General features: G+C 48.9%; 29 protein-coding genes. 27 read left to right on the plus strand and 2 right to left on the minus strand.

What is annotated here, in order from left to right:
* Positions 1–2: 2 nt before the first annotated feature.
* The 5 genes from MKY95_RS06355 to MKY95_RS06375 all read left to right on the plus strand — a co-directional run bounded on the left by MKY95_RS06355 (position 3) and on the right by MKY95_RS06375 (position 3,778).
* Positions 3–737 (plus strand): response regulator transcription factor, encoded by a 735-nt coding sequence (locus tag MKY95_RS06355; protein ID WP_036611442.1) that lies wholly within the window; start codon positions 3–5, stop codon positions 735–737.
* A gap of 187 nt (positions 738–924) precedes the next feature.
* Positions 925–1,500: an NAD(P)H-dependent oxidoreductase gene (locus MKY95_RS06360; protein WP_036611439.1), complete on the plus strand. Its 576-nt coding sequence runs from the start codon at positions 925–927 to the stop codon at positions 1,498–1,500.
* Between the two features lie 47 nt (positions 1,501–1,547).
* Positions 1,548–2,006: a VOC family protein gene (locus MKY95_RS06365; RefSeq protein WP_036611437.1), complete on the plus strand. Its 459-nt coding sequence runs from the start codon at positions 1,548–1,550 to the stop codon at positions 2,004–2,006.
* Positions 2,003–2,716, plus strand: a complete 714-nt coding sequence (locus MKY95_RS06370; RefSeq protein WP_076251378.1) for a VOC family protein — start codon at positions 2,003–2,005, stop codon at positions 2,714–2,716. The genes MKY95_RS06365 and MKY95_RS06370 overlap by 4 nt, the downstream gene beginning before the upstream one ends.
* Positions 2,717–2,818: 102 nt before the next feature.
* Positions 2,819–3,778: a hypothetical protein gene (locus MKY95_RS06375; protein ID WP_076251380.1), complete on the plus strand. Its 960-nt coding sequence runs from the start codon at positions 2,819–2,821 to the stop codon at positions 3,776–3,778.
* A gap of 100 nt (positions 3,779–3,878) precedes the next feature.
* Here MKY95_RS06375 and MKY95_RS06380 read toward each other — a convergent pair whose 3' ends face one another.
* Positions 3,879–4,361 (minus strand): hypothetical protein, encoded by a 483-nt coding sequence (locus MKY95_RS06380; protein ID WP_076251382.1) that lies wholly within the window; start codon positions 4,359–4,361, stop codon positions 3,879–3,881.
* Between the two features lie 344 nt (positions 4,362–4,705).
* On the opposite strand from MKY95_RS06380, the gene MKY95_RS06385 reads away from it, so the two are divergent.
* Entirely contained in the window at positions 4,706–6,556 is a 1,851-nt protein-coding gene (locus MKY95_RS06385) for a DUF4127 family protein (protein ID WP_036611433.1), read from the plus strand.
* Positions 6,557–6,560: 4 nt separating this feature from the next.
* Here MKY95_RS06385 and MKY95_RS06390 read toward each other — a convergent pair whose 3' ends face one another.
* Positions 6,561–6,905: a DUF3139 domain-containing protein gene (locus MKY95_RS06390; protein ID WP_036611431.1), complete on the minus strand. Its 345-nt coding sequence runs from the start codon at positions 6,903–6,905 to the stop codon at positions 6,561–6,563.
* A 464-nt stretch (positions 6,906–7,369) separates the two neighbouring features.
* On the opposite strand from MKY95_RS06390, the gene MKY95_RS06395 reads away from it, so the two are divergent.
* The 21 genes from MKY95_RS06395 to MKY95_RS06495 all read left to right on the plus strand — a co-directional run bounded on the left by MKY95_RS06395 (position 7,370) and on the right by MKY95_RS06495 (position 22,272).
* Positions 7,370–8,263, plus strand: a complete 894-nt coding sequence (locus MKY95_RS06395) for a hypothetical protein (RefSeq protein ID WP_143781077.1) — start codon at positions 7,370–7,372, stop codon at positions 8,261–8,263.
* Between the two features lie 404 nt (positions 8,264–8,667).
* Positions 8,668–8,856, plus strand: coding sequence for a hypothetical protein (locus tag MKY95_RS06400; protein ID WP_249911568.1), 189 nt, complete (start codon positions 8,668–8,670; stop codon positions 8,854–8,856).
* Entirely contained in the window at positions 8,856–10,319 is a 1,464-nt protein-coding gene (locus MKY95_RS06405) for a phage tail sheath subtilisin-like domain-containing protein (RefSeq protein ID WP_036611427.1), read from the plus strand. The genes MKY95_RS06400 and MKY95_RS06405 overlap by 1 nt, the downstream gene beginning before the upstream one ends.
* A 49-nt stretch (positions 10,320–10,368) precedes the next feature.
* On the plus strand, positions 10,369–10,776 hold the full coding sequence (locus tag MKY95_RS06410) for a phage tail tube protein (RefSeq protein WP_036611426.1): 408 nt from the start codon (positions 10,369–10,371) through the stop codon (positions 10,774–10,776).
* Between the two features lie 174 nt (positions 10,777–10,950).
* Positions 10,951–11,385 (plus strand): hypothetical protein, encoded by a 435-nt coding sequence (locus tag MKY95_RS06415; RefSeq protein WP_017690174.1) that lies wholly within the window; start codon positions 10,951–10,953, stop codon positions 11,383–11,385.
* A gap of 14 nt (positions 11,386–11,399) precedes the next feature.
* Entirely contained in the window at positions 11,400–11,543 is a 144-nt protein-coding gene (locus MKY95_RS06420) for a hypothetical protein (protein WP_181151033.1), read from the plus strand.
* 24 nt (positions 11,544–11,567) lie between these two features.
* Positions 11,568–13,307: a hypothetical protein gene (locus tag MKY95_RS06425; RefSeq protein ID WP_036611425.1), complete on the plus strand. Its 1,740-nt coding sequence runs from the start codon at positions 11,568–11,570 to the stop codon at positions 13,305–13,307.
* Positions 13,308–13,363: 56 nt separating this feature from the next.
* Positions 13,364–13,996: a LysM peptidoglycan-binding domain-containing protein gene (locus MKY95_RS06430; RefSeq protein WP_036611596.1), complete on the plus strand. Its 633-nt coding sequence runs from the start codon at positions 13,364–13,366 to the stop codon at positions 13,994–13,996.
* Positions 13,993–14,979: a hypothetical protein gene (locus MKY95_RS06435; RefSeq protein WP_036611423.1), complete on the plus strand. Its 987-nt coding sequence runs from the start codon at positions 13,993–13,995 to the stop codon at positions 14,977–14,979. The genes MKY95_RS06430 and MKY95_RS06435 overlap by 4 nt, the downstream gene beginning before the upstream one ends.
* Positions 14,972–15,382, plus strand: coding sequence for a hypothetical protein (locus tag MKY95_RS06440; protein WP_036611420.1), 411 nt, complete (start codon positions 14,972–14,974; stop codon positions 15,380–15,382). The genes MKY95_RS06435 and MKY95_RS06440 overlap by 8 nt, the downstream gene beginning before the upstream one ends.
* Positions 15,375–15,830: a DUF2634 domain-containing protein gene (locus tag MKY95_RS06445; protein WP_036611417.1), complete on the plus strand. Its 456-nt coding sequence runs from the start codon at positions 15,375–15,377 to the stop codon at positions 15,828–15,830. The genes MKY95_RS06440 and MKY95_RS06445 overlap by 8 nt, the downstream gene beginning before the upstream one ends.
* A gap of 4 nt (positions 15,831–15,834) precedes the next feature.
* Complete coding sequence (locus tag MKY95_RS06450; protein WP_036611414.1) at positions 15,835–16,974, plus strand: baseplate J/gp47 family protein; 1,140 nt, start codon at positions 15,835–15,837, stop codon at positions 16,972–16,974.
* 137 nt (positions 16,975–17,111) lie between these two features.
* Positions 17,112–17,702, plus strand: coding sequence for a YmfQ family protein (locus MKY95_RS06455; RefSeq protein ID WP_036611410.1), 591 nt, complete (start codon positions 17,112–17,114; stop codon positions 17,700–17,702).
* Positions 17,702–18,655, plus strand: a complete 954-nt coding sequence (locus tag MKY95_RS06460; RefSeq protein ID WP_036611408.1) for a pyocin knob domain-containing protein — start codon at positions 17,702–17,704, stop codon at positions 18,653–18,655. The genes MKY95_RS06455 and MKY95_RS06460 overlap by 1 nt, the downstream gene beginning before the upstream one ends.
* A 165-nt stretch (positions 18,656–18,820) precedes the next feature.
* The gene (locus MKY95_RS06465) at positions 18,821–19,264 is read left to right on the plus strand and encodes a hypothetical protein (protein ID WP_143781078.1); all 444 of its coding nucleotides are present in this window, start codon (positions 18,821–18,823) and stop codon (positions 19,262–19,264) included.
* A 15-nt stretch (positions 19,265–19,279) separates the two neighbouring features.
* Entirely contained in the window at positions 19,280–19,606 is a 327-nt protein-coding gene (locus tag MKY95_RS06470) for a hypothetical protein (RefSeq protein ID WP_036611401.1), read from the plus strand.
* 3 nt (positions 19,607–19,609) lie between these two features.
* On the plus strand, positions 19,610–19,747 hold the full coding sequence (locus tag MKY95_RS06475; protein ID WP_179088673.1) for a hypothetical protein: 138 nt from the start codon (positions 19,610–19,612) through the stop codon (positions 19,745–19,747).
* A gap of 22 nt (positions 19,748–19,769) precedes the next feature.
* Entirely contained in the window at positions 19,770–19,994 is a 225-nt protein-coding gene (locus MKY95_RS06480) for a phage holin family protein (RefSeq protein WP_076319058.1), read from the plus strand.
* An 81-nt stretch (positions 19,995–20,075) separates the two neighbouring features.
* Positions 20,076–20,507: a DUF6838 family protein gene (locus tag MKY95_RS06485; protein WP_036611398.1), complete on the plus strand. Its 432-nt coding sequence runs from the start codon at positions 20,076–20,078 to the stop codon at positions 20,505–20,507.
* Between the two features lie 239 nt (positions 20,508–20,746).
* A complete protein-coding gene (locus tag MKY95_RS06490; protein ID WP_036611395.1) occupies positions 20,747–20,956 on the plus strand; it encodes a hypothetical protein in 210 nt (69 codons plus the stop codon).
* Positions 20,956–22,272 (plus strand): phage tail sheath family protein, encoded by a 1,317-nt coding sequence (locus tag MKY95_RS06495; RefSeq protein ID WP_036611392.1) that lies wholly within the window; start codon positions 20,956–20,958, stop codon positions 22,270–22,272. The genes MKY95_RS06490 and MKY95_RS06495 overlap by 1 nt, the downstream gene beginning before the upstream one ends.
* Position 22,273 lies beyond the last annotated feature (1 nt).

Consider the following 22,273-nt stretch of genomic DNA (forward strand, 5'->3'; position numbering starts at 1 on the left):
AGATGCCGATTACGATTTTGCTCGCAGATGATCATGCGATGGTGAGACGGGGGCTGCACGTTTTTTTGACGACACAGCAGGACATGAAGGTTGTGGGCGAAGCATCGAACGGACAGGAAGCACTGGCTCAGGCGGAAGCGTTAAAACCTGACGTGGTATTAATGGATCTGCATATGCCGATCATGGACGGAATTGAAACAGCCAGAAGGCTGCGCACGTTATTGCCAGCAACGCGAATCATTGTGCTCACCTCGTTTTCGGATCAGGATCATGTCGTTCCTGCTGTTCGCGCAGGGGTGAAAGGATATCTGCTCAAGGATATTGAACCGGAGGATCTGGCCGTAGCCATTCGTAATGTGCATGCAGGTCAGGTGGAATTGCATCCCGCCGCAGCAGGTCAATTGATGCATGTGATGGCTTCATCCGATTGGTCTATAAATGAACAGCAACCACAGGATATACCGACAGATCAGTCAGCAGACAGTCAACATCAGGAGCCAAAGCAGAAGGGTAAATCAACTGAAGCGTCTCTTGGCGGACTGGATATGCTCACTCGCCGTGAACAAGAAGTCTTGGGGCTGATTGCTCAAGGATTGAGCAACAAGGAAATTGCAGTTCAATTGGTCATCACCGAAAAAACGGTCAAAACACATGTCAGTCATCTGCTCGACAAACTGGGACTGGCGGATCGGACGCAAGCGGCTCTTCATGCCGTAAGAAATGGCTGGGTCGTGTGACCAATTCCGACATATGTTCATACTTAAGTCGTATAAACTCAACCTAAAGGTTGAGTTTTTTGGCATTTCAAGTTAAGTCTATCTGCTGACGATTTGGATGCAAAAGAAAGGTAAGATAAGAGTAGAAATAACAGATCGGTTGAAACATGAGAGTTTGAATTATTAAAAAACCAAGGAGAGTGACTTTATGAATATCGTTATTTTGGCAGGCAGTAATCGGAACAATGCAACCAGTACACGTCTGGGAGAGTATGCTGTGGAGATTATTCGAGGTCAGGGACATCAGGCCAGCCTGTTTGATCTGTATCAGACACCACTCCCATTCTATGCACCAGATGAAAAACAAGCGGATCATGAACATCTGGCAGATCTGAATACACGTATGCTCGCGGCTGATGCGATCATCTTGTCTACACCAGAGTATCACGGCAGTATTAGCGGTGTGCTCAAAAATGCATTGGATCACCTGAGTCAGGCTCATTTCAGCGGCAAGCCCGTCCTGTCCATCAGCTCCTCTGGTGGAGCGGTGGGGGTAAGTTCACTTTTACAACTGCAAGCGATTGTTCGCAATCTGCATGGCATTAATGCCCAGGAGTGGATATCCATTGGTGGTGCGCAACGCAGACGATTTGAAGCGACATTTGACGGATACGAGGAGTATGAAGGCAGTCAGGATATAGAGGACCGGGTGCAGCGGGTCATTGGATCGTTTTTAAATCTGGCCCAGACGTTAACGAATGCGCGGAATTCTACCATGAGTTGAGAACCAAGGAAGATGAAAAATCGGAAAAGGAAAAGAGGTTGAGCATTATGATTACAGGCATATTTGAAACACATTTAAACGTGACGGATCTGGAGAGATCCCATCATTTCTATGAAACGGTCCTGGGTTTACCTCATGCCTACGGGCAGAAAGAACGTGGGAACTCCTTCTACTGGATTGGTGGAAAAGGCAATGCCATGCTGGGATTGTGGCAAAAGGAACCTTCCGAGGTGAAACGTCAGCACTTTGCTTTTCATGTATCTCTGGAGGATATGAAACATGCGGTGGCTCACTTGGAGAACAAAGGGATCAAGACACAGAACTTCCTGAATGATGATATCGGTGAACTGTACGTCTTTGGCTGGATGCCTGCGGTATCTGTATATTTTAACGATCCGGATGGTCATATGCTTGAATTCATCGCCATGCTCCCGGATGAAGCGAAGCCTGAACTTGGCATGGTGCCGTGGAGTCAGTGGGAGGAGATGCAGGAGAAGACCGTATGATGATTGAAGAATTACAGTTATATACAACACGGCTGGAGGACCTCAAGCATTTTTATCGTGATACGTTGGGAATGGAGGTCTCCAATGCCACGGATCAGGCCTTCAACCTGCAGGTTGGAGGGACAAAGATGATTTTCAAACCGTGTGAAACAGATCGTGAGCCCTTTTATCATGTGGCCTGGTCGATTCCGACGAATCGGTTCAAGCAAGCGAAGAAGTGGGCTGCATCACGTGTTGTTTTAAGCAGAGAAGGAGATCGGGATGAGACGTACTCTACTAACTGGAACTCTCATTCTCTCTATTTCGAAGATCCGGCAGGCAATATTATTGAGCTGATTGCTCATCATCGTATTCAGAACGAGAGTGACCATGACTTCTCGACTCAAGATATATTACAGGTGTGTGAGATTGGCCTGGTGACGGAGGATGTTCTGTCTGTGGTGAATGAGCTTCAGCAGATTGGACTCACGCGATGGGGTGAGGTTAGTGATACCTTTGCTCCTGTAGGAGATGTACATGGTTTATTTATTGTGGTGAAGAAGGATCGGACGTGGTTTTTCTCCAAGCAAAAAGCACAGATCTATCCGCTGGAAGTATCCATCCGTGGGGGGGGGCAAGCTTCGAATTGGCTAAACTTTGCATTCCGGGGCAAAACGGGCATATGTGGAGCATTTCCATCATGTTATAGAAGTAAACGCTTTATTTATTAATTAGGATATATAAGTTGAACTAAATTTACACGATAACGGAGAGGACAGATCTTAGTTCAACTTATATAGTTTCTCTGATGGGTTTACATATGATGAAGGGTGGTGGCAAGCTTGGATCGACGTTTGTTGGAAGAAGGACTAGCGATTATCGTTTCCAGTCGGGAACGTACAGGAGATCTGTGGCACGCCCATTATGGGGCGGGTGCGATTGCGGCATATTTTTGGTTACGGGAAAATCGTCTCACTGCCCTTGCCGCCGGCAGTGTTACGGCCGAAGCAAAAGCCATGCTTCGCCAGCATGGAATCAGCCCTGGTCAGACCTCTCCGATTGTTGAAATGATGCCCAGGGAAGATGCCGAAGCGCGTATTACGGACGCATTGGATCGAACGATTGGAGAACTGCACTGGGTTGGACACCAGGCCATCTACGGGGCAATCAGTCTGAAAGCCATTCGTGAACTGGATGGATGGGGCACTACGGAGGATATTAGTCGGCTGGTTGAACTGATCGATTCATTCGATCGAACCATCCCAGGAAGATCCTGGATGAACACAACGATGAAAGAAATTCGAAGTCTGAAGCCGGAGAAAAGCGATGGTTTCCCCGAGATTGAAGATCCAATTCAGTTGTCACGTTTGATTTTGGATGAACTTGGGGCGTTCCAGACCATCTATCACGCGGAAGCGCATCATGATCTAATCGGTCATATGCTCACCTACGGACATGCGCTTAACATATTATATGAATTGGGTTATGCGGCATTATTCCACAAAGGCATTCCGCCTTTCCTTACCATGGTGAAGGCACTACGCTTAAGCCGAGATGTGGATATTGAACAGGAGATGCCGACATTGCAATCACCCGTAGACCTGCTGCCACTAGAACGGGCGGAACGATCAGTGGCGCTCCCTCATGAACTGGAATATTGGCTCACCGACAGACGTTCCCGTGACTGGAACGGAGGTCATGTATTTAAATTCCCGTTCAGTTTCTATCATCATGCCAAGAACGGGGAACCTATACCGGAAACATGGGAGAATTTTCGTTATATCATCGCGTGAGATAAAACATACATTTCAGAAGGGGTGTCCGACATGACGGACACCCCTTCTAGGCATTATTCTGGTCTACCGAATTGTAGGGTAGGCATCCTGTACCTTTTTAACGGGGCCAAATTTCAAGGATAAAAAGGATCAGCATGACTCTGGACACCAGCATGTATGGTGATTTTCGTATGGGCTGACGCGCTGCCCATATTCCCCAGGAACTCATAAGTGCAATACTCCCCCAGAACATCCATAAGGAGATGCCTTCGGGTGTAAATAGAAAGGACAGCTTGGGCAGTCCCCTGTTGCCAGCCCCAAGAAGAACAGTGGTCATATAGACGAGGATAAGGAAAAACAACTCGAAGAGCAGGGTTTGCAGCCAGAAATAATAGATGTTGAACACTCGTAGCATGATGACTGTGATCAGGATAAACAGGATACCAACGGATAAGAATGTTGCCGCGGTCCATCCAATGAGAGATGTTGTTACAACATCTGTTTCCTGATATAAGATGTACATCGCCAACGCATACATAGCGGGACCCGCCATATAACTGGTGACAGCAATCCAAAGATAGAATAAATACCTCTTTTTCATGGTTATATCCATTCTTTATTGTTCGTAGGATTTGAAAGCTACTTATGTCATATAAACATCATCAGGATGGGTTTGGTTGGACTATCAATAGGAGTTTTCTCCAAGAAATCGGCATTTAACCGCCATAGAGACAACTACATTCATGCGTATTTCATCCCGATTACCATCAGCGCGAGTGGGAAAAGGCAGTAAAATGGTATTATCGGATCAGCAGCAAGGAAGACATACCGACAGCTCATACGCTAACGTACAGCCGGCCATGGGGCCGGTTTTTTAATTCGGTGATTGCATCCTTGCCCTGATCGGGTATTAAAGACTAAACAGATAACAGGAGGCTACGTGATATGAAAACAGTATTGTATGTTCCACTCGATGATCGTCCAGCGAATCTGGATGATGTGATTGTGCAAGGGAAAGCATCCGGTATCCATATCGTTACACCGAACCTGAGTGATATTAAGAATCGTCTCGACTCGGAGAAAACCGTAGATGGCACAACGCTGCTCGGCACCTCCACGCCGGTTTATGGCAAACCGTCCAAGATTCACGACTTTATTCTGAAACATGCTGCCAAGGTCGACGGATTCATAATCTCATCCGATATGCTCGCTTATGGCGGTCTGATTGGCAGTCGTCAGCTCCGTGAAGATGGAGGAGGCGCCTATCCAGAATACGATGATGAAACGACGCGTTTGCTGGATGTGATTCGTGTGATCAAGCAGAAATATCCACGCAAACCCGTATTTGTAATGGATACCATCATGCGTTTGGCTACAACCTCGTTTGCAGATGGCTTGGCGCTTGATGCATATAATGAGTCCCGTGCGTTGATGCAGCAGCCACGTCAGACAAACACTGAGTTTGAGGATATTATCGAAGGTTATAACCTGTCCCCGGATGGAGTGGAATATGGGACAACGACCTATTTTGATAAAGAACAGTATTACAATACAAGACAGCATAAATTCAAAACCAATCTGTACATTCTGGATCAGCTGGCTCGCACAGGTTATATCGATTTCCTCGCGGTTGGAGTCGACGATGCCAACACGCAGGGTGTTCAGATCAATGAAATCAAATATGTAGAAGCGCGGATCAATGAATGGCTGGGTGGAACCAATGGGCAAAATCCGGATCGTGCTATCATCTTGCCGGATGCAGATGGTTTGGGGCACGCTTTGGTCGCTCGCATGGCTAACCAGTTGTTCCGAGGCGGGGCGAGGACACGTTACGCAGTGAAATATTTTGGTCCTCACGGAAACTCCATCATTAACACGTATGAATACATGGATGTACACGAGAATGTGGTTCGTCATGTGGATATTGTAGGTGGTGTGCTTGTAGCGGATTCGGCATATCCTGAACCGGAGGTGGTGACGGATGTGGGTGCTGGCTTGGAAAATGAACAGCTAGTGGCTGTAGCAGCCGATCAAGTTGTCCCGTTTGACATGACCTCCGAACTGGATCGTATGACCAAGGGTCATCCGGGAAATTCCGGAGAGAACACAGGCATCGACATTGAGATTATCGCCATTACGGCTCTGGATCAGGTGCAGGCTGCGTTGGAGCAATTGACGCTGAATGGGGAGCAAGGTCTGCCTTCGGTGTTGATTGATTTTGTGGGTAAAGGACCAGCCAATGTTGATGTTGCCGAAGCATTGCTCAACAGTCCATATACCGGACGGGTTCTGGGTTATAGTGCATGGAATACACCAGGTAACAAGATCGGTATTGCTGTAGGTATGGGGCAGTCGAGGTACGCATTGATCACAACAGAGAAGCATGAGCATAAGTTGCGAGATGCTATGAATGCGCATGGCTCGCTGTTGTTTAAGCGTTTTCTGAAGGATTATTACTACAAAGCGGTAGCGATTGCGGACATCCGCACATATTCCCGAGCTCATGCGCTTTATACCAACGTGGCTACCCTTTCGGATCAAAATATGTTGCTGTTCAACTCGGAGGAAGACTATGCCCATTTGCAAACATTGCTCCGTGACTTGATGCAAACTTACACAACGGCACTTGCGAATAAAACAGCCTTCCAGACAGGTAATGTGGCGATTAAGCAGATCTGTAATGACGAATTGTCCTATGCGACGTATGGCAGTGCGCTGCTGGAATATGGAAATCCCGATTTCATCTGGGGCCGTGCATTTGAGATTACGTTGAACCCGCAAGTTACGCTGAACTAAACTGTTATCTTACCATGGGCTCCTCATGTTTGGGATCATCACTGGTATGACTGTACTGCTTAATCTCGCCGTTGTTGAAAATGACATATTGGTACTTCGCTTCGAGTTCATCCGCGAATGTTACTGAGGCACCGTAAGGTGCTTCAGAACTTTTTGAGGAGTAATTACCTTGTACTTCGATAAGCTGTTCGGGTGAGTAACCTTTCTGTTCAATCAGGTAAGTGGTTACCTGTTGTTCAGCATCATTTTTCTTGAGCGGATTACCAAGCAGTCCGAAGTAAGCCCAGCAGGATATCCCGAGTATAAATGCTAAGATGACAAGTGAAGTGATCTTGAATGTTTTACTCATAGGTATTTCTCCTTCTTTTACGTAAGCCACAATGAATTAGATAATAAAATATTAATATATTTGGATAAATTTATCAATTAATTGATCTTAAAGCTTACTTAGGTATTCTTTAAAATGATGATTCCATAATCGTCTTTTTTCCACCCGAACGTCTCCCTTAATCGCACCGAAGTCGTACGGAACACCATCCGCGCTAGGGATGAAAGGGTGTAAGATTGTATTATCGGATCAATAACAAGGGACGCACCGAAAGCACATACGCTAATGTACAGACCGGCCAGGTGGCCGGTCTTTTTGATGCGGTGAATGTAGTCCCGGTACTGGTTCGATAGCAATACAGACTCTGAGTTAAAAGGGGGAGTCTACTGCTGCTGCACTGTCGCTGCATCGTGTGGGCAGATCTCAAACTTGCAGCCAAAGGGGGCGAAATGAATGTGTCTATGAGAAATGAGATTAACACTGACATGAGCACCAGTAAAATGAGTACGCTCATTAAAAAAACGCTGAAACAGAAGCTCGCGGTACTTGTTCCAGATTGGGGCGGTCGTGTGCTGGATGTACCTGGGCCAGGCGAAGTGTTGGCTGGGCCTTGTGCCGTGGCTGCGTTTGCCGAAGAGGTGCCGAAGTCTGCTTGGACGGGATATCGAAGGATTATTAAAATCTCACCATACGCTCGTCCGGAAGATGGTGGCGCTGAAAAGGTAGAAGCTTGGTCAGCTGATCTAATCGAAGGGTTGCATCAAGTAAGGCTGGTGGATGAAGCAGGTGAGGCCTTCACTTGCATCTATTTGGGTTCTTCAGATAGTGACCGGGTGGATGCAGGGTCTGGCATGGTTACGCGGAGTCTGCGGTTCGGAGTGTATGTTCCCGAAGACTCGGGAGTCGTCCTCGCTGAAACAGGGGACGCGTGGTTAGCTGCGCTTCAAGACTGGACACAGTCGGAACTTGGTTCGGGCTTCTCGGTATATGGGGATGTCTGGCCCGGTGGATACGATATGCCGTCTGTGTTATGGCGATTGGCCGGATGCAGCACTTCTGTCGCGGGGACTTCTACATTGGAGGTTCGACAACAGTGGATTGGGCATGTGCTCACCGATCATTCGGTGCTAACACGCCAGACTGTTACTCGGTTGGTAGAGCAACTTGCAGTGCAATCTCGTCTTGCCGTCACTGAAACGGGTGGCGAAGAGCACGAAGGTAACACGCGATATATCACAGTGGATGAAGTCACAGCAGATCTGCAGACCGATGCGTATCTGAATGGACAGATTCGTCTGACACTACAGCAGCGGATTCGCCGTCCGGGTACGAATGTACCTTTGATTCGTGAGATTCACCATAGCAAAGGTATGGAGTAAACGTTAGTCGAGAGGAACCTTCTATTAGAGGTTGTTCAAAAAGCCCGCTTTTGATTACAAAGGATGCCTAACGGCATCATCAGCATCGAATATGGAATTCAGCCGAAAAAGCATATGCTTACGATGATTGTTTCCTTCTGAAACATGTAGTTGCTCACGTAGTTTTCCATACGCTCTGCTACTCCATTTCTAACTTCATCCCATCTTCTCGGTACTGAAAACCGATCTTTTTGAACATGCACTTTTAAGAGTGGTTCCAGATTATAGCTTTGAAATGATAGATGTGGCTTCAATATTATAGCTTCATATTCATAGGATCAAAAATTCATAGATCAAGCTTAAAGATCATCGTTTCACGAAATTAGTAGTCCAACAAATGAGGTGAGATGGCAATGGCAAGCTCAGTGAAAAAAAGCAAACAGACAGCCCCGCGGTATACACGGGCAGAATTGATGAATCATGCAGAAGCCCTCTTTGCCGTTAAGGCAGAGGTGCTGTACGGTGCGCTGTACGAAGCGGCGCAAGAGACGTTTTCCATTGAAGAAACGCAAGAACGAATTAACCAATTTATGAAAGCGAAGGTGAAGGGATAATGGCAGGTGGAAATTGGGAGCAAACGAATCGTCCGGTCCTTCCGGGCTTATATATGAATTTTCAGGCGGCAGCCTCCTCGGCCATTCAGGCAGGTACGCGGGGAACGGTCGTGGTACCAATCAAGGCCAACTGGGGTCCTGTGGGGACTTTTGTTGAAGTAGGGAGCGAAGCGGCGATTGAACGTATCTATGCGGCGAATGTGCTGGATAACGGTACGGCTTATACTTCCTTGAAGCTCGCCCTGTTGGGTGGGCCGAAGAAGTTGCTCGCTTATCGGGTAGCAAGTGCTGCGGCCAAAGCAGCCACGCTTACTTTGAAGGACAGCAGTGATGCCAATGTTCTGCAACTGGATGCGAAGTATCCGGGAGATCGTGCAAATAGATTCTACGTCACCATCCAGCCAGGTGTGATTGATAATACGAAGCATGAAGTGCGCCTTTTTGAAGGCAACCGGATGTTGTATGCGCTCCTGACAGCGGATATTACAGCAGCTTCTCTGGCAAAAGAGATCAACGCGGATGAACAAAATGTCTGGTTAACGGCTCAGGCGATTGGCGATGATGCAGGTGTAGTTGCAACAATTGCGGGTGCGGCATTCAAAGGCGGCGTAAGTGGCAACGATGACCTGACCAATGCAGAGTACATTGCTGTACAGGGCGCGCTGGAAGGGGAGCAATTCGACGTCTTGGCTTTGGATCAGGCGGCTGATGCACCTCTGCTTGCGAGTTTTGCGGCATGGGTGAAACGTGTGCGTAGTGAAGGTAAACCGGTGGTGGCTGTATTTGGCGGTTCCTCAGCGGATGACACTTCTGCTACAGCAGCACAAAAAGCGGCAGCACGTTCGCTTGCGCTCAACCATGAAGGTGTGATTAATGTCGGTACAGGCGTACGCCTTGGAGATGCATTCTACAGCTCGGCGGAAACATCCGCCTATGTTGCAGGTCTGATCGCCGGACAACGTCTGAACCAATCCACAACCTATGCAGCTACTCCGTTCGATGATGTGACACGTCGCTGGACGCGTGCAGAACAGGAGCAGGCGGTACAGAATGGCGTATTTATTTTCTTCCATGATGGACGCCAGGTGAAAGCACTTCGTGGTGTAAACACACTGGTAACGCCAGCCGCTGGACAGAATAATGCGTGGAAAAAAATCCGTTCCATTCGTGTTTTGGATGCGATCAACACGGATTTGCAGCGCTCCGCGGAAGATACGTATATCGGTAAAGTGAACAATACTGAAGAGGGTCGTCAAGCACTGATTAGTGCCATGAAGGCCTATTTGGCGTTGCTCGCACAGAGTAATGTGATTGAAGCTGACGGTTACGATGTCATTCTTGATCCGGCGTATTATGGCACTGCTCCAGTTCTCAAACCGGAAGCGGATCAGGTATTCCTGCAATGGAACGTGAAGCTGACGGATGTGATGGAGCAGTTGTTTGGCACATTTTACGTGCAATAAGGTTGTGTGAAAGGAAAACGCGATTTTTTAATTTTAAGGAGGAAAATATATGTTGGATGCGTCAAGAGTAATTCTCGGTACCCATGGTCAGTTGCATATCGATGGTGTGTGGCAGACAAACATTAACAAGTTGGAAGCGAGTGTGGAGATTGAAAAGCGTGAGCTGAACCTGGTCGGTAACGACTGGAAGGTGCACAAAAACGGCGCGAAAAAAGGAACAGGCACGATGACGGGCTACAAAGTCACTTCCGATATGATCCAGCGCGGCTTCACCAAATTCGAGATTATTTCCAAGCTGAACGACCCAGAATCGTATGGACATGAGAGTGTATTGCTGAGAGGTTGCATGGTGGACAAAATCCAGCTTGCCAACTGGACAGCTGGCGAAGAAGTACCGGAAGAAACAGGCTTTACGTTTGAAGGATTTGAATTGCTGAATCCGATTGTGGCGAACTAAACTTTGAAATAGGCAAGTGATTGAGTTAGTTGCTTAAGCTTGGTTGCATAGTTACTTCATATTAATATGGACACCAATGCGGGCCGAGATGATCTCGGTCTCTTTGTTGTCTCTACAGGCTTGGAAGCTGGCATAGATGAACCCATTTGTGAAATAAGAAGGAGATAACGCCCGATGAGTATGAATGAAAATATGTCCGAAGAACAGATCTTGGATCAGTTGTTTGAAGCAGCAGAACGTCTGCCAGAGGAGAATGTGCGCATTCAGCGTCTGGATCTGCTGTTGACTTTGCGTGGACTGACGTCTTCCAAAGTGGATCACATTCGCGAACGCTGTACGATTCGAAAAACGACCAAAGGCCGCACCGAGGAAAAGGTGGATACCGAAACGTTTAACGCGCTGCTCATTTCTGAAGCAACGGTGAAATTAAAAGTCCGCAGCCTGGAATTGTCCGGCTGGGGGGATACCCGTATTACTGGCCGTATGAAGCTATCTGGTGGCGAACAGGCGGTACGTCGTATGTTGCTGGCTGGTGAATTGGATGCCGTAGGTGATAAAGTGCTGGAGCTGTCCGGCTTCGGTGTGGAGATTGAAGACCTAAAAAACTGATTCACTCCGGCGGGATGACCACGTTCCTGTATCACATGTGGGTACGTCATCATCTCCGGCCCGGAGAGTTCTGGTCTTTGCCACGTGGGGAGCGCTCGCTGTTAATTGCGTTCTCGGAAGAGGAAATGTCAGCGATAACTTCGCAAATGAATCGATAACGAAATAGGCTAGGAGGTGAAAAAATGGCAGAAATGATTGTAGGTTTATCCAAATCTAATGCGGAAATGCGGACAACCCTTCGATACCTAGATCAGATCCAACGCTCAACCGAACGTCTGGGCAGAGTTCGTTATCAGAGTCTGATTAAGGTGAACAATGAACTGAGAACGACAGGACGCAGGTTGGAGCATATTTATAGTATGGCTGTGCGAATCAGCAGGCTGCGAATTACACCGACGATTGGGTTGATTGATAAGCTCAGTCCAGCGTTGGATCGCGCATGGGCGAAACTGAACAGTTTCAGGGACCAGATGGTTACGGCTTCGGGCACAGTATCGCTTGAGGTTCGGCAGAAGATCGAAGTGGCGATGGGCAAAGGTGGGCCAACTGGCCCAACTATGGCTGTCATGATCCAGAACAACAAAAACATTACTAACAATACGAAGGAAGAAGAACCTAAAAAGTGGTGGGAAAACGTACTTGCAGCGGTCCAAGCATTCAATGATTTGAAGGATGCAGCCTTTAATGTAGGAGATATTTTTAAATTGTTCAAAAAGAAAAAAGAAGAAAGTCCTGCATCAGATCCAACCAGAAGTCCAGCATCCAAATGCTGCTGTTGTACAGGTGGAAAGATGGGCAAGAACCGTAGAGTTCGTTCACCGAATGCGGATGGTGGTGGATCAGATCGTGGAAGACGAAATTACCGAAGTGGTAGAAGGTCTAGTAATCGTTCGAACCGGGGCCCATCACCAGTACCCAATCCTGTACCTGATACTCCGACTCCTCCGGCCGATCGCAACCGTAATAGGGGAGGCGGTAGAAGAATACGAGGAAGCGGTAGATTAGGATTTGCGGATGGTGGATTGGGATCTTTAACTGACATGCTGGCTGGTAATGGATTGATGGATAATTTAAGTAGTGGCTTTGCCAAAGGAGCAAAAAGGTTGCTTGGACCTATCAGCATGCTTGCTGATGTAGCGAATGTAGCGACAGCACCTCCGGAAGAGCGTGGCCGAGCGGTGGGTTCGATGATTGGCGGCACAGCAGGTACTGCGATTGGTAGCGCCATCGGTAGCGTTCTTTTGCCTGGCATCGGGACATGGGTTGGTGGTGCAGTAGGTGGTTGGGCCGGAAGTACAGCAGGTGGCTGGATTGGAGACAAAGCGAAGGATATTGGAAACTTTATGTCTAGTGCTACCGAAGGTGTAGGTGATGCATTGTCAGGTGCAGCCGATTACGTCTCTGAGAAAACAAAAAAAATCACCGATGGCATATCCAACTTCTTTGGTTTTGGTTCCAAAAAAGAAGAGAAGACGATCTCGGCAGCAACGGTGGCCGCACCGTCTCCAGTTGCAACAGGCCCCCAGATGGCCCCTGCCTATATGCCACCGGCACTGACTATGACAGGCCCAGCCGCATATATGAACAGCAAGGTAGGCCAGCCTACCTCTGCTGGATTCATGGGTACAAGCATAATGCAGAACCAAGCGATGGCGGCTGGTAACGGCGCGCAGACGACTGGAAAAACGTCCACGATGACGGTACGGATATCCGAAGACCAGATGAGCAGTCTGTCCGGTTACTTGAAGGATTTCAAAACCGAAACTACCAATCAGATTGCGATCAATATTCCACCAGGTGCGGTGCAGGTGACCGTGCGCGAAAATGCGATTGATTATGACGCAGTTTCTCACCAGGTGGGGCAACGGATATCTAACGAGTTCCGCCGTGCGATGCAAAATCGCAAAACAATTATGGCCTAAGCAGAAAGGAGGCCGCAGATATGTCTGTACTTGAAGATAAAGTTGGTCCTAACAAAATGTCATTTACGTTGAAGGATGGCAATACTCCATTTCAATTTCCGGTAAACCCTGAAGAAGTTAATATTTCCAGATCTAAGGGATATGAAACGGTCAATATGTTGGAGCATGGCGAGTTTGATTTTGCACAAGGGGAGAAGGTGAAGGAGATCACCTTCTCTTCTTTTTTTCCGAAACGATATGATCCGTCCTATTGCATGGATGAAAAATATTTTCTGGATCCACGCGTGGCGATGAATGTGTTGAACACTTTTCTCATCTCCAAAAAGCCGCTGCGTTTCATCATTTCAGAGACGGGCGTGAACGTGCCTGTTTTTATTGTTTCGCTTAATTCGAGCTTTCGTGGGGGGGAGACAGGGGATATTTATTTCGACCTGACCCTACGCACATGGCGGGATTCCAAGGTGGAGAAGGTGGGCTCTGCGGCATCCGCGAGCAAGTCAGGTTCGCGTACCGATTTGAAAAAGAACAGCAAGACCTACACCGTCAAATCTGGCGACTCCCTGTCCAAAATAGCAAAGCTTGAGCTGGGTAGCAGTTCCAAATGGAACGAGATCTACAAGCTCAACGCAAAGATCATCGGGAGTGATCCGAACCGGATCAAGCCCGGACAAAAGCTGGTGATGCCATGACCTACAAGGTCATTGTCGACGACAAATACGACATCACCAAGTTGGTGGAGACGATTACGCTGAAGGACTCGCTTGACCAGATTGCCTATCAGGCTAACATCCGGCTGGCGGTGTCTGCATCTTCCGGTCTGCCTTCGATCTCACCGGGTATGGCGGTGCGGATTAGCGGGGTTCCTTTTGGCGAAAAATCCATGGTTCATCTGCTGCATCCTGCGGTCATCTGGGAGGTGGAAAGCTCGAACAGCGGCACTAAGCGGCTATCTCTCACGGTGTACGACCGAATGATATATCTGGAAAAATCGGAGGATGAGTTCCTGTTGCCGAAGGATCAGACTGCTACGCAGCGACTCAAAACCTACGCCAAAGAGTGGAAGATTCCATACGCTACATTGCCGGAAACCAAGACAAAGCTGGGAAAAGCCGTGTATCGGTCACAGACGATCTTCTCGATGATGTTTGCCGATCTGAAGGAAACGGCGAAGTCCGGCGGGGAGATGTATCATCCACGGATGACCCCCGGCGGGTTGCAGCTCTTTCAGGTCGGAAGTAATGCAAAGGTATATGAGCTGGATCGACTAATTGATCTGACCCAGATGCGTACGCTCGAAGGAGCGGTTACCAAAGTTAAAGTCATGGCAGCTTCGGAGTCCACGAGTGGCAAAGAGGTCCCTTCCAAAGTGCTCGCGATTGAGCAGAATGGTGTGGAAGAACTGGGCACATTGCAAAAGCTGATTGAAGACGATCAGGTCAAAACAGCAACCGCCGCTAAGAAACTGGCGAAAAGTCATCTGACGGGGATTCAGGAGACCTTTACGATATCCGCACCGGATGTGAATACGATTCGCGCCGGGGACGCAGTGTTGTTGAAAGGATTGAAGCTAATCGTGATGTCGGTCAGCCGTGATCTGTCTGCCGGACCTGGAACGATGACGTTGGAGCTGGGGACTGCTGAGCTGGTGAAAAGGAGGTATTACCTTGAATAAAGATGATCCGTATGGGCATTTTGCCGACGTCATGCGGGGCGCGATGAGTACCCATTCTCGTCAGGCCTTGAGCGGTCTGGGAGCAGTACTGGGTACGATGACCTCATCCGGCGTGAAGCTGGATGATTTCAAGCACGAAGTGCAGGATTATCTCGTGGCCGAGTTACCGGGCACGCTTGGACTGCCGGAGCGCGAGGCTGCTGGCGCGATTTCCGGTATACCTGACGTGGCAAATGGCGGAACGACGGGCACGGGACGGTTTCTTTTGCAAGAAGAGGAAGTGGAAGAAGCGGTGTGGTCTCTTGGTAAAGGATTAAAAGCGGGAGATCGCGTGCTGGCGATGCGGGTGAATGGCGGTAACGACATTGTGGTGCTGTGTAAGGTGGTGAGTGCGCATGCCTAGTTTGTTCCCGGAAACGGGTGTGGTCTGGGGAGATGAGGAGGATCTGTCGGGGACGGCTTCGGATGAGGTACGCTTTGGACGGAGCTGGCGATTCGATTATGATGCAGGGGATTTTGTATTGACCCCGAGTGGCAAAGTAGCTGCGGCGGGTGCGCATGAAGCCTGGGTGCAGTGGTGTATTAAGGCAGTGAAAACGCCACGGTACAGACATGTGATTTACTCCCGGAACTATGGTTCGGAGCTGGAGGATCTGGTAGGGCAGGGTGATAGCCGGGGTGTGATGGAAAGTGAGATTACACGGATGGTGACGGAGACGTTGCTGGCTGATCCACGCACGGATTCGGTAGACCAGTTCACGTTCGATTGGAATCGGGAGCAGTGCATGTTCTCTTGTCGGGTGGCGAGTGTGCAGGAAGAGATGTTTATTCTGGAAAGTGAGGTGATCTGACGGGATGGCTGAGATTCCGCGTTATTTGGAGGACCAGACGGAGGAACAGATTATGCAGCGTATGCTGGATCGTCTGCCCGCGGATCTGGATAAGTCGGAGGGTTCGTTCCTGTGGGATGCGGAAGCTCCAGTAGCGTTTATGCTGTCTGAGGCGGCGTTGTGGGCGCAGGAATTACTGCGGCGGGGGTTTGCAAGTACGGCTGCGAGCAGTGATCCGAATTTTCGTTCGGAAGAGCTGGATCTGCGGGCGGGAGAGCACGGTATTACGCGGCGAGCTGCTGTGGCAGCTCAGGGTGCTGTGAGATTCGCGGGTACGCCGGTGAAAGTGGTGCCTGCTGGAACGGTCGTAGCTACGCTCGCGGATGAAGTATCTGCTGAAGCTTCGCTCGAATATGAGACGGTAGGACGTGTGGAACTGGATGCTGAGGGCTCCGGTGTGGTAGGCGTGCGAGCGCTTGTTGCCGGAAAAGAGAGCAATGTGCCTGCGGGCACGGTAACTGTGTTGTCTACACCTGTAAGTGGCGTGACCTCTGTCACGAACGTTGATGTGATCAAAGGCGGTGCGGATATTGAGGCCGATACGGCATTGTTGGAACGCTTTTATGCCAAAGTCCGCAACCAAGGGACAAGCGGCAACAAAGCACAATATGTGCAATGGGCCAGTGAAGTGCCAGGTGTTGGTGCAACGCGTGTGATTCCGTTATGGCAGGGGCCAGGCACGGTGGGATTGTATCTGCTTGACACGGACAAACGTGCTGCAGGTACTGATCTGGTGGCGGCTGTGCAGAAGTACGTCGATCCTACGCAGGATGGACAGGGTGAAGGTGTTGCCCCGGCGGGGCCAGTGGTGTCCGTGATGCCCGCCGAGGAAGTGCCAATGAACATTCAGGTGAAGTTGACGTTGGCAAGTGATGCGACATTGGCCGATGTACGGTCATTGATCGAACGCGGGGTGACCGCGTATTTGAAACAGTTGGCTTTTGCCGATCCGCTCGTTCGTTACACCCGTATTGCCGCGATTCTATTGGACATTCCGCCCATTATCGACTATTCGGAGCTGACCGTGAACGGTGTGAGTGACCAGAATATCGAGATGACCGCGAGTCAGGTCGCCGTGCTGGGGGCGGTGGATGTGCATGAGTAGTGTTGGGCAGATGGTGGATGAGGAAGTAGTTAGGGAATGTAGAGACCGAGGAAGATTGGGAGAAATACGCCGATCTGGGTTGGATCTGGTGAGCGAGACGCTCCATATTGATGTGCAAGGAAGGGAGGGGACAGGGCATGAGTGCTCCTTCTATTGTAGATGTTGGACTAACGAGTGAGAAAGGGCGGGAATTGTTCTCGTATTTGCCAAGGTACTATGAGACTTCTCGTGTAATGCAGGCCGATATGCAGGCCAAAGGCACCGAGATGGATCTGTTGTACCAGGCGTTGGATGAGACGCTGGAGCAGTTTTTTGTCCGCACGGCGACGTGGGGGCTGGACTTCTGGGAACAGGAGCTTGGCATTGAGACAGATCGTCTCAAACCTCTGGAGCAGCGGCGTGCGGTGGTGGAGTCGAAGTTGCGCGGGGCAGGAAAGTTTTCGTGCAGGCAGGTTGCGAATGTGGCTGAGGCGTATGCCGGGGGCAAGGTGGATGTAACTTTTCAGTCGGAAGCGTGGAGTTTTACAGTAAGCTTTGTGGATACGCTGGGCATTCCGCCTAATATCGATGACCTCAAACGGGCGATTGAAGAATTGAAACCGGCCCATATGGCCGTGGAATATGAGTATCGTTATCTGGTCTGGGATGATCTGGACAAGCGACAAAAAACGTGGGATGAACTGGATGCCGCGTCCTTGACGTGGAATGAACTGGAGGTGTGGGCGTAATGCCACAAGAAACGGATCGATTGAAGTTACCTCTACCTTTGGGGAACGAGAATGTGACCCGGGAGAGTATTAATGGAATTTTTGAAAAGATTGATGCTGGTGTTGCGACGCAGGCGGATTTGGATACGCTTCGTGAAGCGGTGAGTCAGATGGATATTCCTGATGCGTCTTTGACGCAGAAAGGGAAGGTGCAATTGTCGAATAAGACGGATGGCTCGTCTGAGACGGTGGCGGCGACGGAGAAGGCGGTAAGGGATGCGTTGACAGCAGCTAAAGCAGCAAGCTTGTTGCGTACAGGCGGAGCTATGACAGGACGATTGATTATGAATCAGTGGGGAACGTTTTCTGGCTCTTCAAATGGTTCGGTGTTGTACGGTAGTAACTGTTTTCTTGATGGGAATACATTCAAGTACGAAAACAATCATTCTAACTTAGGCGCTCGTGGTATTTACATGCGGTATTCAGGCGCTGTTGCGACGGAAGTTTACATGTTTGATACAGGCCCGGTCGCAACCACAGCAGGAGCGGTTTTCACGCCAAATTTGGCTCGAATTGTTCACATGGGGGACTTGTTCCAAAAGCACAAATTAACGGCTGATGATGGAAAAAACCAATCATTAGCGGCAGGAACTGACCTTAACTCTGTGGTGGTTAATGGACAGTATAATGGCTATAACTTAGTAAATTCGCCCTTACCGACAAATGCCGACGGATGGTGGTGGTACGTTGAAGTTCAATGCCACACAAATGGAAACGGGTATGTACTCCAAAGGGCTAGTCGGCTCAACGGTGGGGTACAAACTTTGTATCAAAGAACCAGAGAAAATAACACTTGGTCGCCTTGGAGTCCCGATCTTTTTCAGGCTGTGGCTGATGCTAAAAACAGGCATATTATCTCGTCTGTAGCGCCTTCTGGCGGCAATGACGGTGACATCTGGTATCAATACTCATGATAGAGGGGAGGAGCATAATGCATGGCTTTAGGCATTAAGGTTGGCGGGACTTGGAAAACGCCTAATAAGTTATCAGTCAAGGTCTCAGGGAATTGGCGGGCTGTCCAACAAATTTATGCGAAAGCCGGGGGAGTATGGCGACCCATTTGGTCAATCGCACCGACTATGCGTAAGGGTTACGTATGGGGTAGCAATTCATATGTGGTCAAACAATCGGACCATGTCGAATGCTACGCATATAACTCAAGCACGGGCGGCGGCGAGGCAGCTGTGGTGACAAACATACCAGTGGATTTAACTGGCGTTTCTTATGTGGTGTTCGATTACGCTCTAGAAGGTTCATCTGACATCCAATCGGACGGAATCTTTATTGCTTCCTCTTCGCAGATGGGTGGAGCTGGAACATTTGACGCTCGAACGTATCGTGGTTCACTGACGACAAGGACTACAGTCAGCTTAAGCGTGTCCAGTCTGTCCGGGCCCTACTATTTGCGGGCGCACGCTTCAAACAACGGCGGCGTAGCCGTATGGAAACGTGTGCGTCTTTACCGCATCTTGCTGGACAGCAAAGAGATTTGGAACGCCAGTGCGGGCGGATCTTACGTCTAATAAGGAGGCGCGATCATGTCCGATTACAATTATGTGCAATACTACGAGGAAACCGGTAACGTTGTGACCATCTCGACGACAGAACCACCAGCGTCGGATGTGTACGCGGTGGCCAAAACGGAGAAGGACAAGCCGGGCGACGAGTTCACATACACCATAACGGTATTGAATGTAGATATTGAAAAGAGGATTATTGATTCAGACTATTCAGTCCTGAACAACCCGAAGGCGGCGCGGCTTCTTGCTGACAATGCCGCATTGAAAGAGGAAAAACGCCGAGCTGAAAACTGCAGTAGCAGAACTGACTATGATGATCGCTGCAGGTCAGGCATGAGGGGATAAGCGATGACATTTACATCTAACAGCGGACTGGTCAAAGTTTGGGTCAGTTTGGTCATGACCGGCACGTATAAACTGGAACAGGTACCTAATCTATATAACCTTAAAGCAGTCGTGTCGGATGTTATTAACGCAACAGCATAAGCGCCGCAAGGCGTTTTTTATTATGTCCTCTGGAGCGGTCAGGAGGCTTTTCCTATTACAAAGAAGGGTTTGCGGCGGCAGACATGACAGGCACACCAAGAGTAATACTGGATTATTCGGGATCACACGTAAGATGCGCTCGCCTTTTTATATCGCAAATGAGTTGTTGTCCATTATTGAAAATGGAGGCAAACTGGGTGCGCCGATTAAGTCTCTCACAGGATCAGCTCTGAACGTATATTTATAACACGTAAGATCGGATGCTAGTCCTTGTTAAATAGGAGACCTGACTTAATTTCAGTTCTCACCAATAAAAAGGAGGTGAACCATGAGTACAAACCAACTAACCACTGCCATCGCAGACGCTCTGACGCGGCATTTCCCCAACATCCCGATCCAACCTGCAACAGGCGATACAAGCTCCACCTCAGACTCCAAAGGCATCACCTACCGCCTGCTATCCGCCCAACTTACCCGTGAACGAAGCGATCGCTTCGTGCAATCTTACGGCTTTGAAATCCGATGGCTCGATCCAAACGATATCCCGGCAACTCTACCGGACGAACTATTCGAAGCATTGGAAACCATCGACGTGGAGGGAACGTCCTATCGCGCAACGGAATTGCGTTGGGAGACTGAGAACGATACGCCTCGAATGCTGGTGTATTACACCATGCGAACCACCAAAGTGTCGGAGTCCGCCGCTACCATGCAACAACTGGAACAGCGTTCTACTGCACTTAAAGCTGCTAAAGAATAACTATATAAATTGAACTAACATTTACACGAAAACGGAGAGGACAGAAATAACCTGAAGAAGCGGAGCGTGCGCCTTTATCCCTGGATTTTCCCCTTTAAAAAGGGAGTCAAAAAAATCTGGGGATAACAGCGATCGGAAGGTTGTTCTGTCATCGGAGTGGCAAATGTAATTATTCTTTGGTTGAACTTAAATAATCAAATGAGGGGATTAACATGAAAGGAATAGGAGGCGCATTGGCGATGTTTACGAAAAAAGAATCGGACCCTAAAAAAACGGAAGCTCAACAGAAAAACAATCAAAAATACAGCAAAGCACAGTTCGCCGAATCCCGGCAACTTAGCCGGATCGAGAAAGATATTTTGGCAGCAGTTCTGCTGGAAAAACAAACATACACCATAGAAGAAGCGCAAGAACACATCCAACAATTCATGAATGGGGAGGCACAATAATGGCTGGAGGAACATGGACGACACAAAACAAGGTACGCCCTGGCGTATATATGAATTTTGCATCAGAGGGCTCATTGCCGGGAACGGTAGGAGAGCGGGGAACGGTGGCTTTGGCACTTCCATTGTCATGGGGGCAAACAGGCTCAATCCTGACGGTACAAGCAGGTGAAGATGTACAAGCCAAATTGGGCTATGACTGGACAGCACCGCAATTGCTGCTGATTCGCGAGGCATTGAAACGGGCGCAGACCTTGCTTCTTTACCGACTCAATGCAGGTACCCAAGCCAAGGCAACCTTGGATAAACTGACAGTAACAGCCCAACACGGCGGCGTACGCGGTAATGATCTGGCTGTTGTAATCTCTGCAAATATCAATGAACCGGAACAACTGGATGTCTCTACTTTGCTTGCGGGTAAAGAAGTGGACAAACAAACTTCGTCCAGCATCGAAGCTCTGGTATCCAACGCATACGTTACATTTACTGGTGAAGGTGCACTCACAGCTACAGCGTCACTTCCACTAACAGGTGGTTTGGATGGTACAGCATCTAACCAAGAGCATGCTGATTTTCTGACCAAGCTGGAAGTACTGGATTTTAACACGGTTGGTCTGATCTCAGACGATGCTACACTCAAGTCAGTCTACACAGCCTACATCAAGCGTTTGCGTGATACCGAGGGCAAGAAGGTACAACTGGTTCTGTCGGATTATCCGGCTGCAGATCATGAAGGCATTATCAGTGTCAAAAATGGTGTTGTGCTCGCAGACGGTACCGTTCTTACGCCAAAACAAACCGTAGCATGGACTGCCGGTGCAACAGCGGGAGCTAACCTGAATGAATCTCTGACGTTCCGTGCATATGACGATGCCGTGGATGTGAATGGCAGATTGACACATACTGAGACAGAAGCAGCATTGCGCAACGGCGAGTTTGTGTTTACAGCGAGCAGCAACCGCGCGGTGGTGGAGCAGGATGTAAATACGTTCCGTTCGGTGACACCGGATAAGGCACGTCATTTTGCCAAAAACCGTGTTGTCCGTGTTCTCGATGGCATCGCTAACGATATGAAACGGATTTTCGAGTCCTATTATATCGGCAAAGTGAACAATAACGAAGATGGGCGCAGCCTGTTCCGTTCCCAATGTGTCACTTATCTGAAGCAGCTTCAGGATATTGGGGCGATTCAAAATTTCGATTCCAAAACAGATATCACTGTTGCTCCGGGCAATGAAACTGACAGTATTCTGATCGAGATTCAGGTCCAACCTGTGGATTCCGTTGAAAAAGTATATATGAAAGTGAAGGTGGTTTAAG

This window comes from Paenibacillus sp. FSL P4-0176 (genome assembly GCF_037975265.1).
In the GTDB taxonomy this organism is placed as follows: Bacteria; Bacillota; Bacilli; order Paenibacillales; family Paenibacillaceae; genus Paenibacillus; species Paenibacillus amylolyticus.

What these genes read in the sequence shown, in the direction of transcription:
- MKY95_RS06380 (WP_076251382.1), bottom strand. Translation starts at nt 4,361, where the DNA reads ATGAAAAAGAGGTATTTATTCTATCTTTGGATTGCTGTCACCAGTTAT.
- MKY95_RS06385 (WP_036611433.1), top strand. Translation starts at nt 4,706, where the DNA reads ATGAAAACAGTATTGTATGTTCCACTCGATGATCGTCCAGCGAATCTG.
- MKY95_RS06450 (WP_036611414.1), top strand. Translation starts at nt 15,835, where the DNA reads ATGGCTGAGATTCCGCGTTATTTGGAGGACCAGACGGAGGAACAGATT.
- MKY95_RS06495 (WP_036611392.1), top strand. Translation starts at nt 20,956, where the DNA reads ATGGCTGGAGGAACATGGACGACACAAAACAAGGTACGCCCTGGCGTA.
- MKY95_RS06420 (WP_181151033.1), top strand. Translation starts at nt 11,400, where the DNA reads ATGACCACGTTCCTGTATCACATGTGGGTACGTCATCATCTCCGGCCC.
- MKY95_RS06460 (WP_036611408.1), top strand. Translation starts at nt 17,702, where the DNA reads ATGCCACAAGAAACGGATCGATTGAAGTTACCTCTACCTTTGGGGAAC.
- MKY95_RS06360 (WP_036611439.1), top strand. Translation starts at nt 925, where the DNA reads ATGAATATCGTTATTTTGGCAGGCAGTAATCGGAACAATGCAACCAGT.
- MKY95_RS06390 (WP_036611431.1), bottom strand. Translation starts at nt 6,905, where the DNA reads ATGAGTAAAACATTCAAGATCACTTCACTTGTCATCTTAGCATTTATA.
- MKY95_RS06430 (WP_036611596.1), top strand. Translation starts at nt 13,364, where the DNA reads ATGTCATTTACGTTGAAGGATGGCAATACTCCATTTCAATTTCCGGTA.
- MKY95_RS06410 (WP_036611426.1), top strand. Translation starts at nt 10,369, where the DNA reads ATGTTGGATGCGTCAAGAGTAATTCTCGGTACCCATGGTCAGTTGCAT.
- MKY95_RS06365 (WP_036611437.1), top strand. Translation starts at nt 1,548, where the DNA reads ATGATTACAGGCATATTTGAAACACATTTAAACGTGACGGATCTGGAG.
- MKY95_RS06435 (WP_036611423.1), top strand. Translation starts at nt 13,993, where the DNA reads ATGACCTACAAGGTCATTGTCGACGACAAATACGACATCACCAAGTTG.
- MKY95_RS06355 (WP_036611442.1), top strand. Translation starts at nt 3, where the DNA reads ATGCCGATTACGATTTTGCTCGCAGATGATCATGCGATGGTGAGACGG.
- MKY95_RS06490 (WP_036611395.1), top strand. Translation starts at nt 20,747, where the DNA reads ATGTTTACGAAAAAAGAATCGGACCCTAAAAAAACGGAAGCTCAACAG.
- MKY95_RS06485 (WP_036611398.1), top strand. Translation starts at nt 20,076, where the DNA reads ATGAGTACAAACCAACTAACCACTGCCATCGCAGACGCTCTGACGCGG.
- MKY95_RS06465 (WP_143781078.1), top strand. Translation starts at nt 18,821, where the DNA reads ATGCGTAAGGGTTACGTATGGGGTAGCAATTCATATGTGGTCAAACAA.
- MKY95_RS06455 (WP_036611410.1), top strand. Translation starts at nt 17,112, where the DNA reads ATGAGTGCTCCTTCTATTGTAGATGTTGGACTAACGAGTGAGAAAGGG.
- MKY95_RS06415 (WP_017690174.1), top strand. Translation starts at nt 10,951, where the DNA reads ATGAGTATGAATGAAAATATGTCCGAAGAACAGATCTTGGATCAGTTG.
- MKY95_RS06405 (WP_036611427.1), top strand. Translation starts at nt 8,856, where the DNA reads ATGGCAGGTGGAAATTGGGAGCAAACGAATCGTCCGGTCCTTCCGGGC.
- MKY95_RS06395 (WP_143781077.1), top strand. Translation starts at nt 7,370, where the DNA reads ATGAGCACCAGTAAAATGAGTACGCTCATTAAAAAAACGCTGAAACAG.
- MKY95_RS06475 (WP_179088673.1), top strand. Translation starts at nt 19,610, where the DNA reads ATGACATTTACATCTAACAGCGGACTGGTCAAAGTTTGGGTCAGTTTG.
- MKY95_RS06370 (WP_076251378.1), top strand. Translation starts at nt 2,003, where the DNA reads ATGATGATTGAAGAATTACAGTTATATACAACACGGCTGGAGGACCTC.
- MKY95_RS06445 (WP_036611417.1), top strand. Translation starts at nt 15,375, where the DNA reads ATGCCTAGTTTGTTCCCGGAAACGGGTGTGGTCTGGGGAGATGAGGAG.
- MKY95_RS06470 (WP_036611401.1), top strand. Translation starts at nt 19,280, where the DNA reads ATGTCCGATTACAATTATGTGCAATACTACGAGGAAACCGGTAACGTT.
- MKY95_RS06480 (WP_076319058.1), top strand. Translation starts at nt 19,770, where the DNA reads ATGTCCTCTGGAGCGGTCAGGAGGCTTTTCCTATTACAAAGAAGGGTT.
- MKY95_RS06425 (WP_036611425.1), top strand. Translation starts at nt 11,568, where the DNA reads ATGGCAGAAATGATTGTAGGTTTATCCAAATCTAATGCGGAAATGCGG.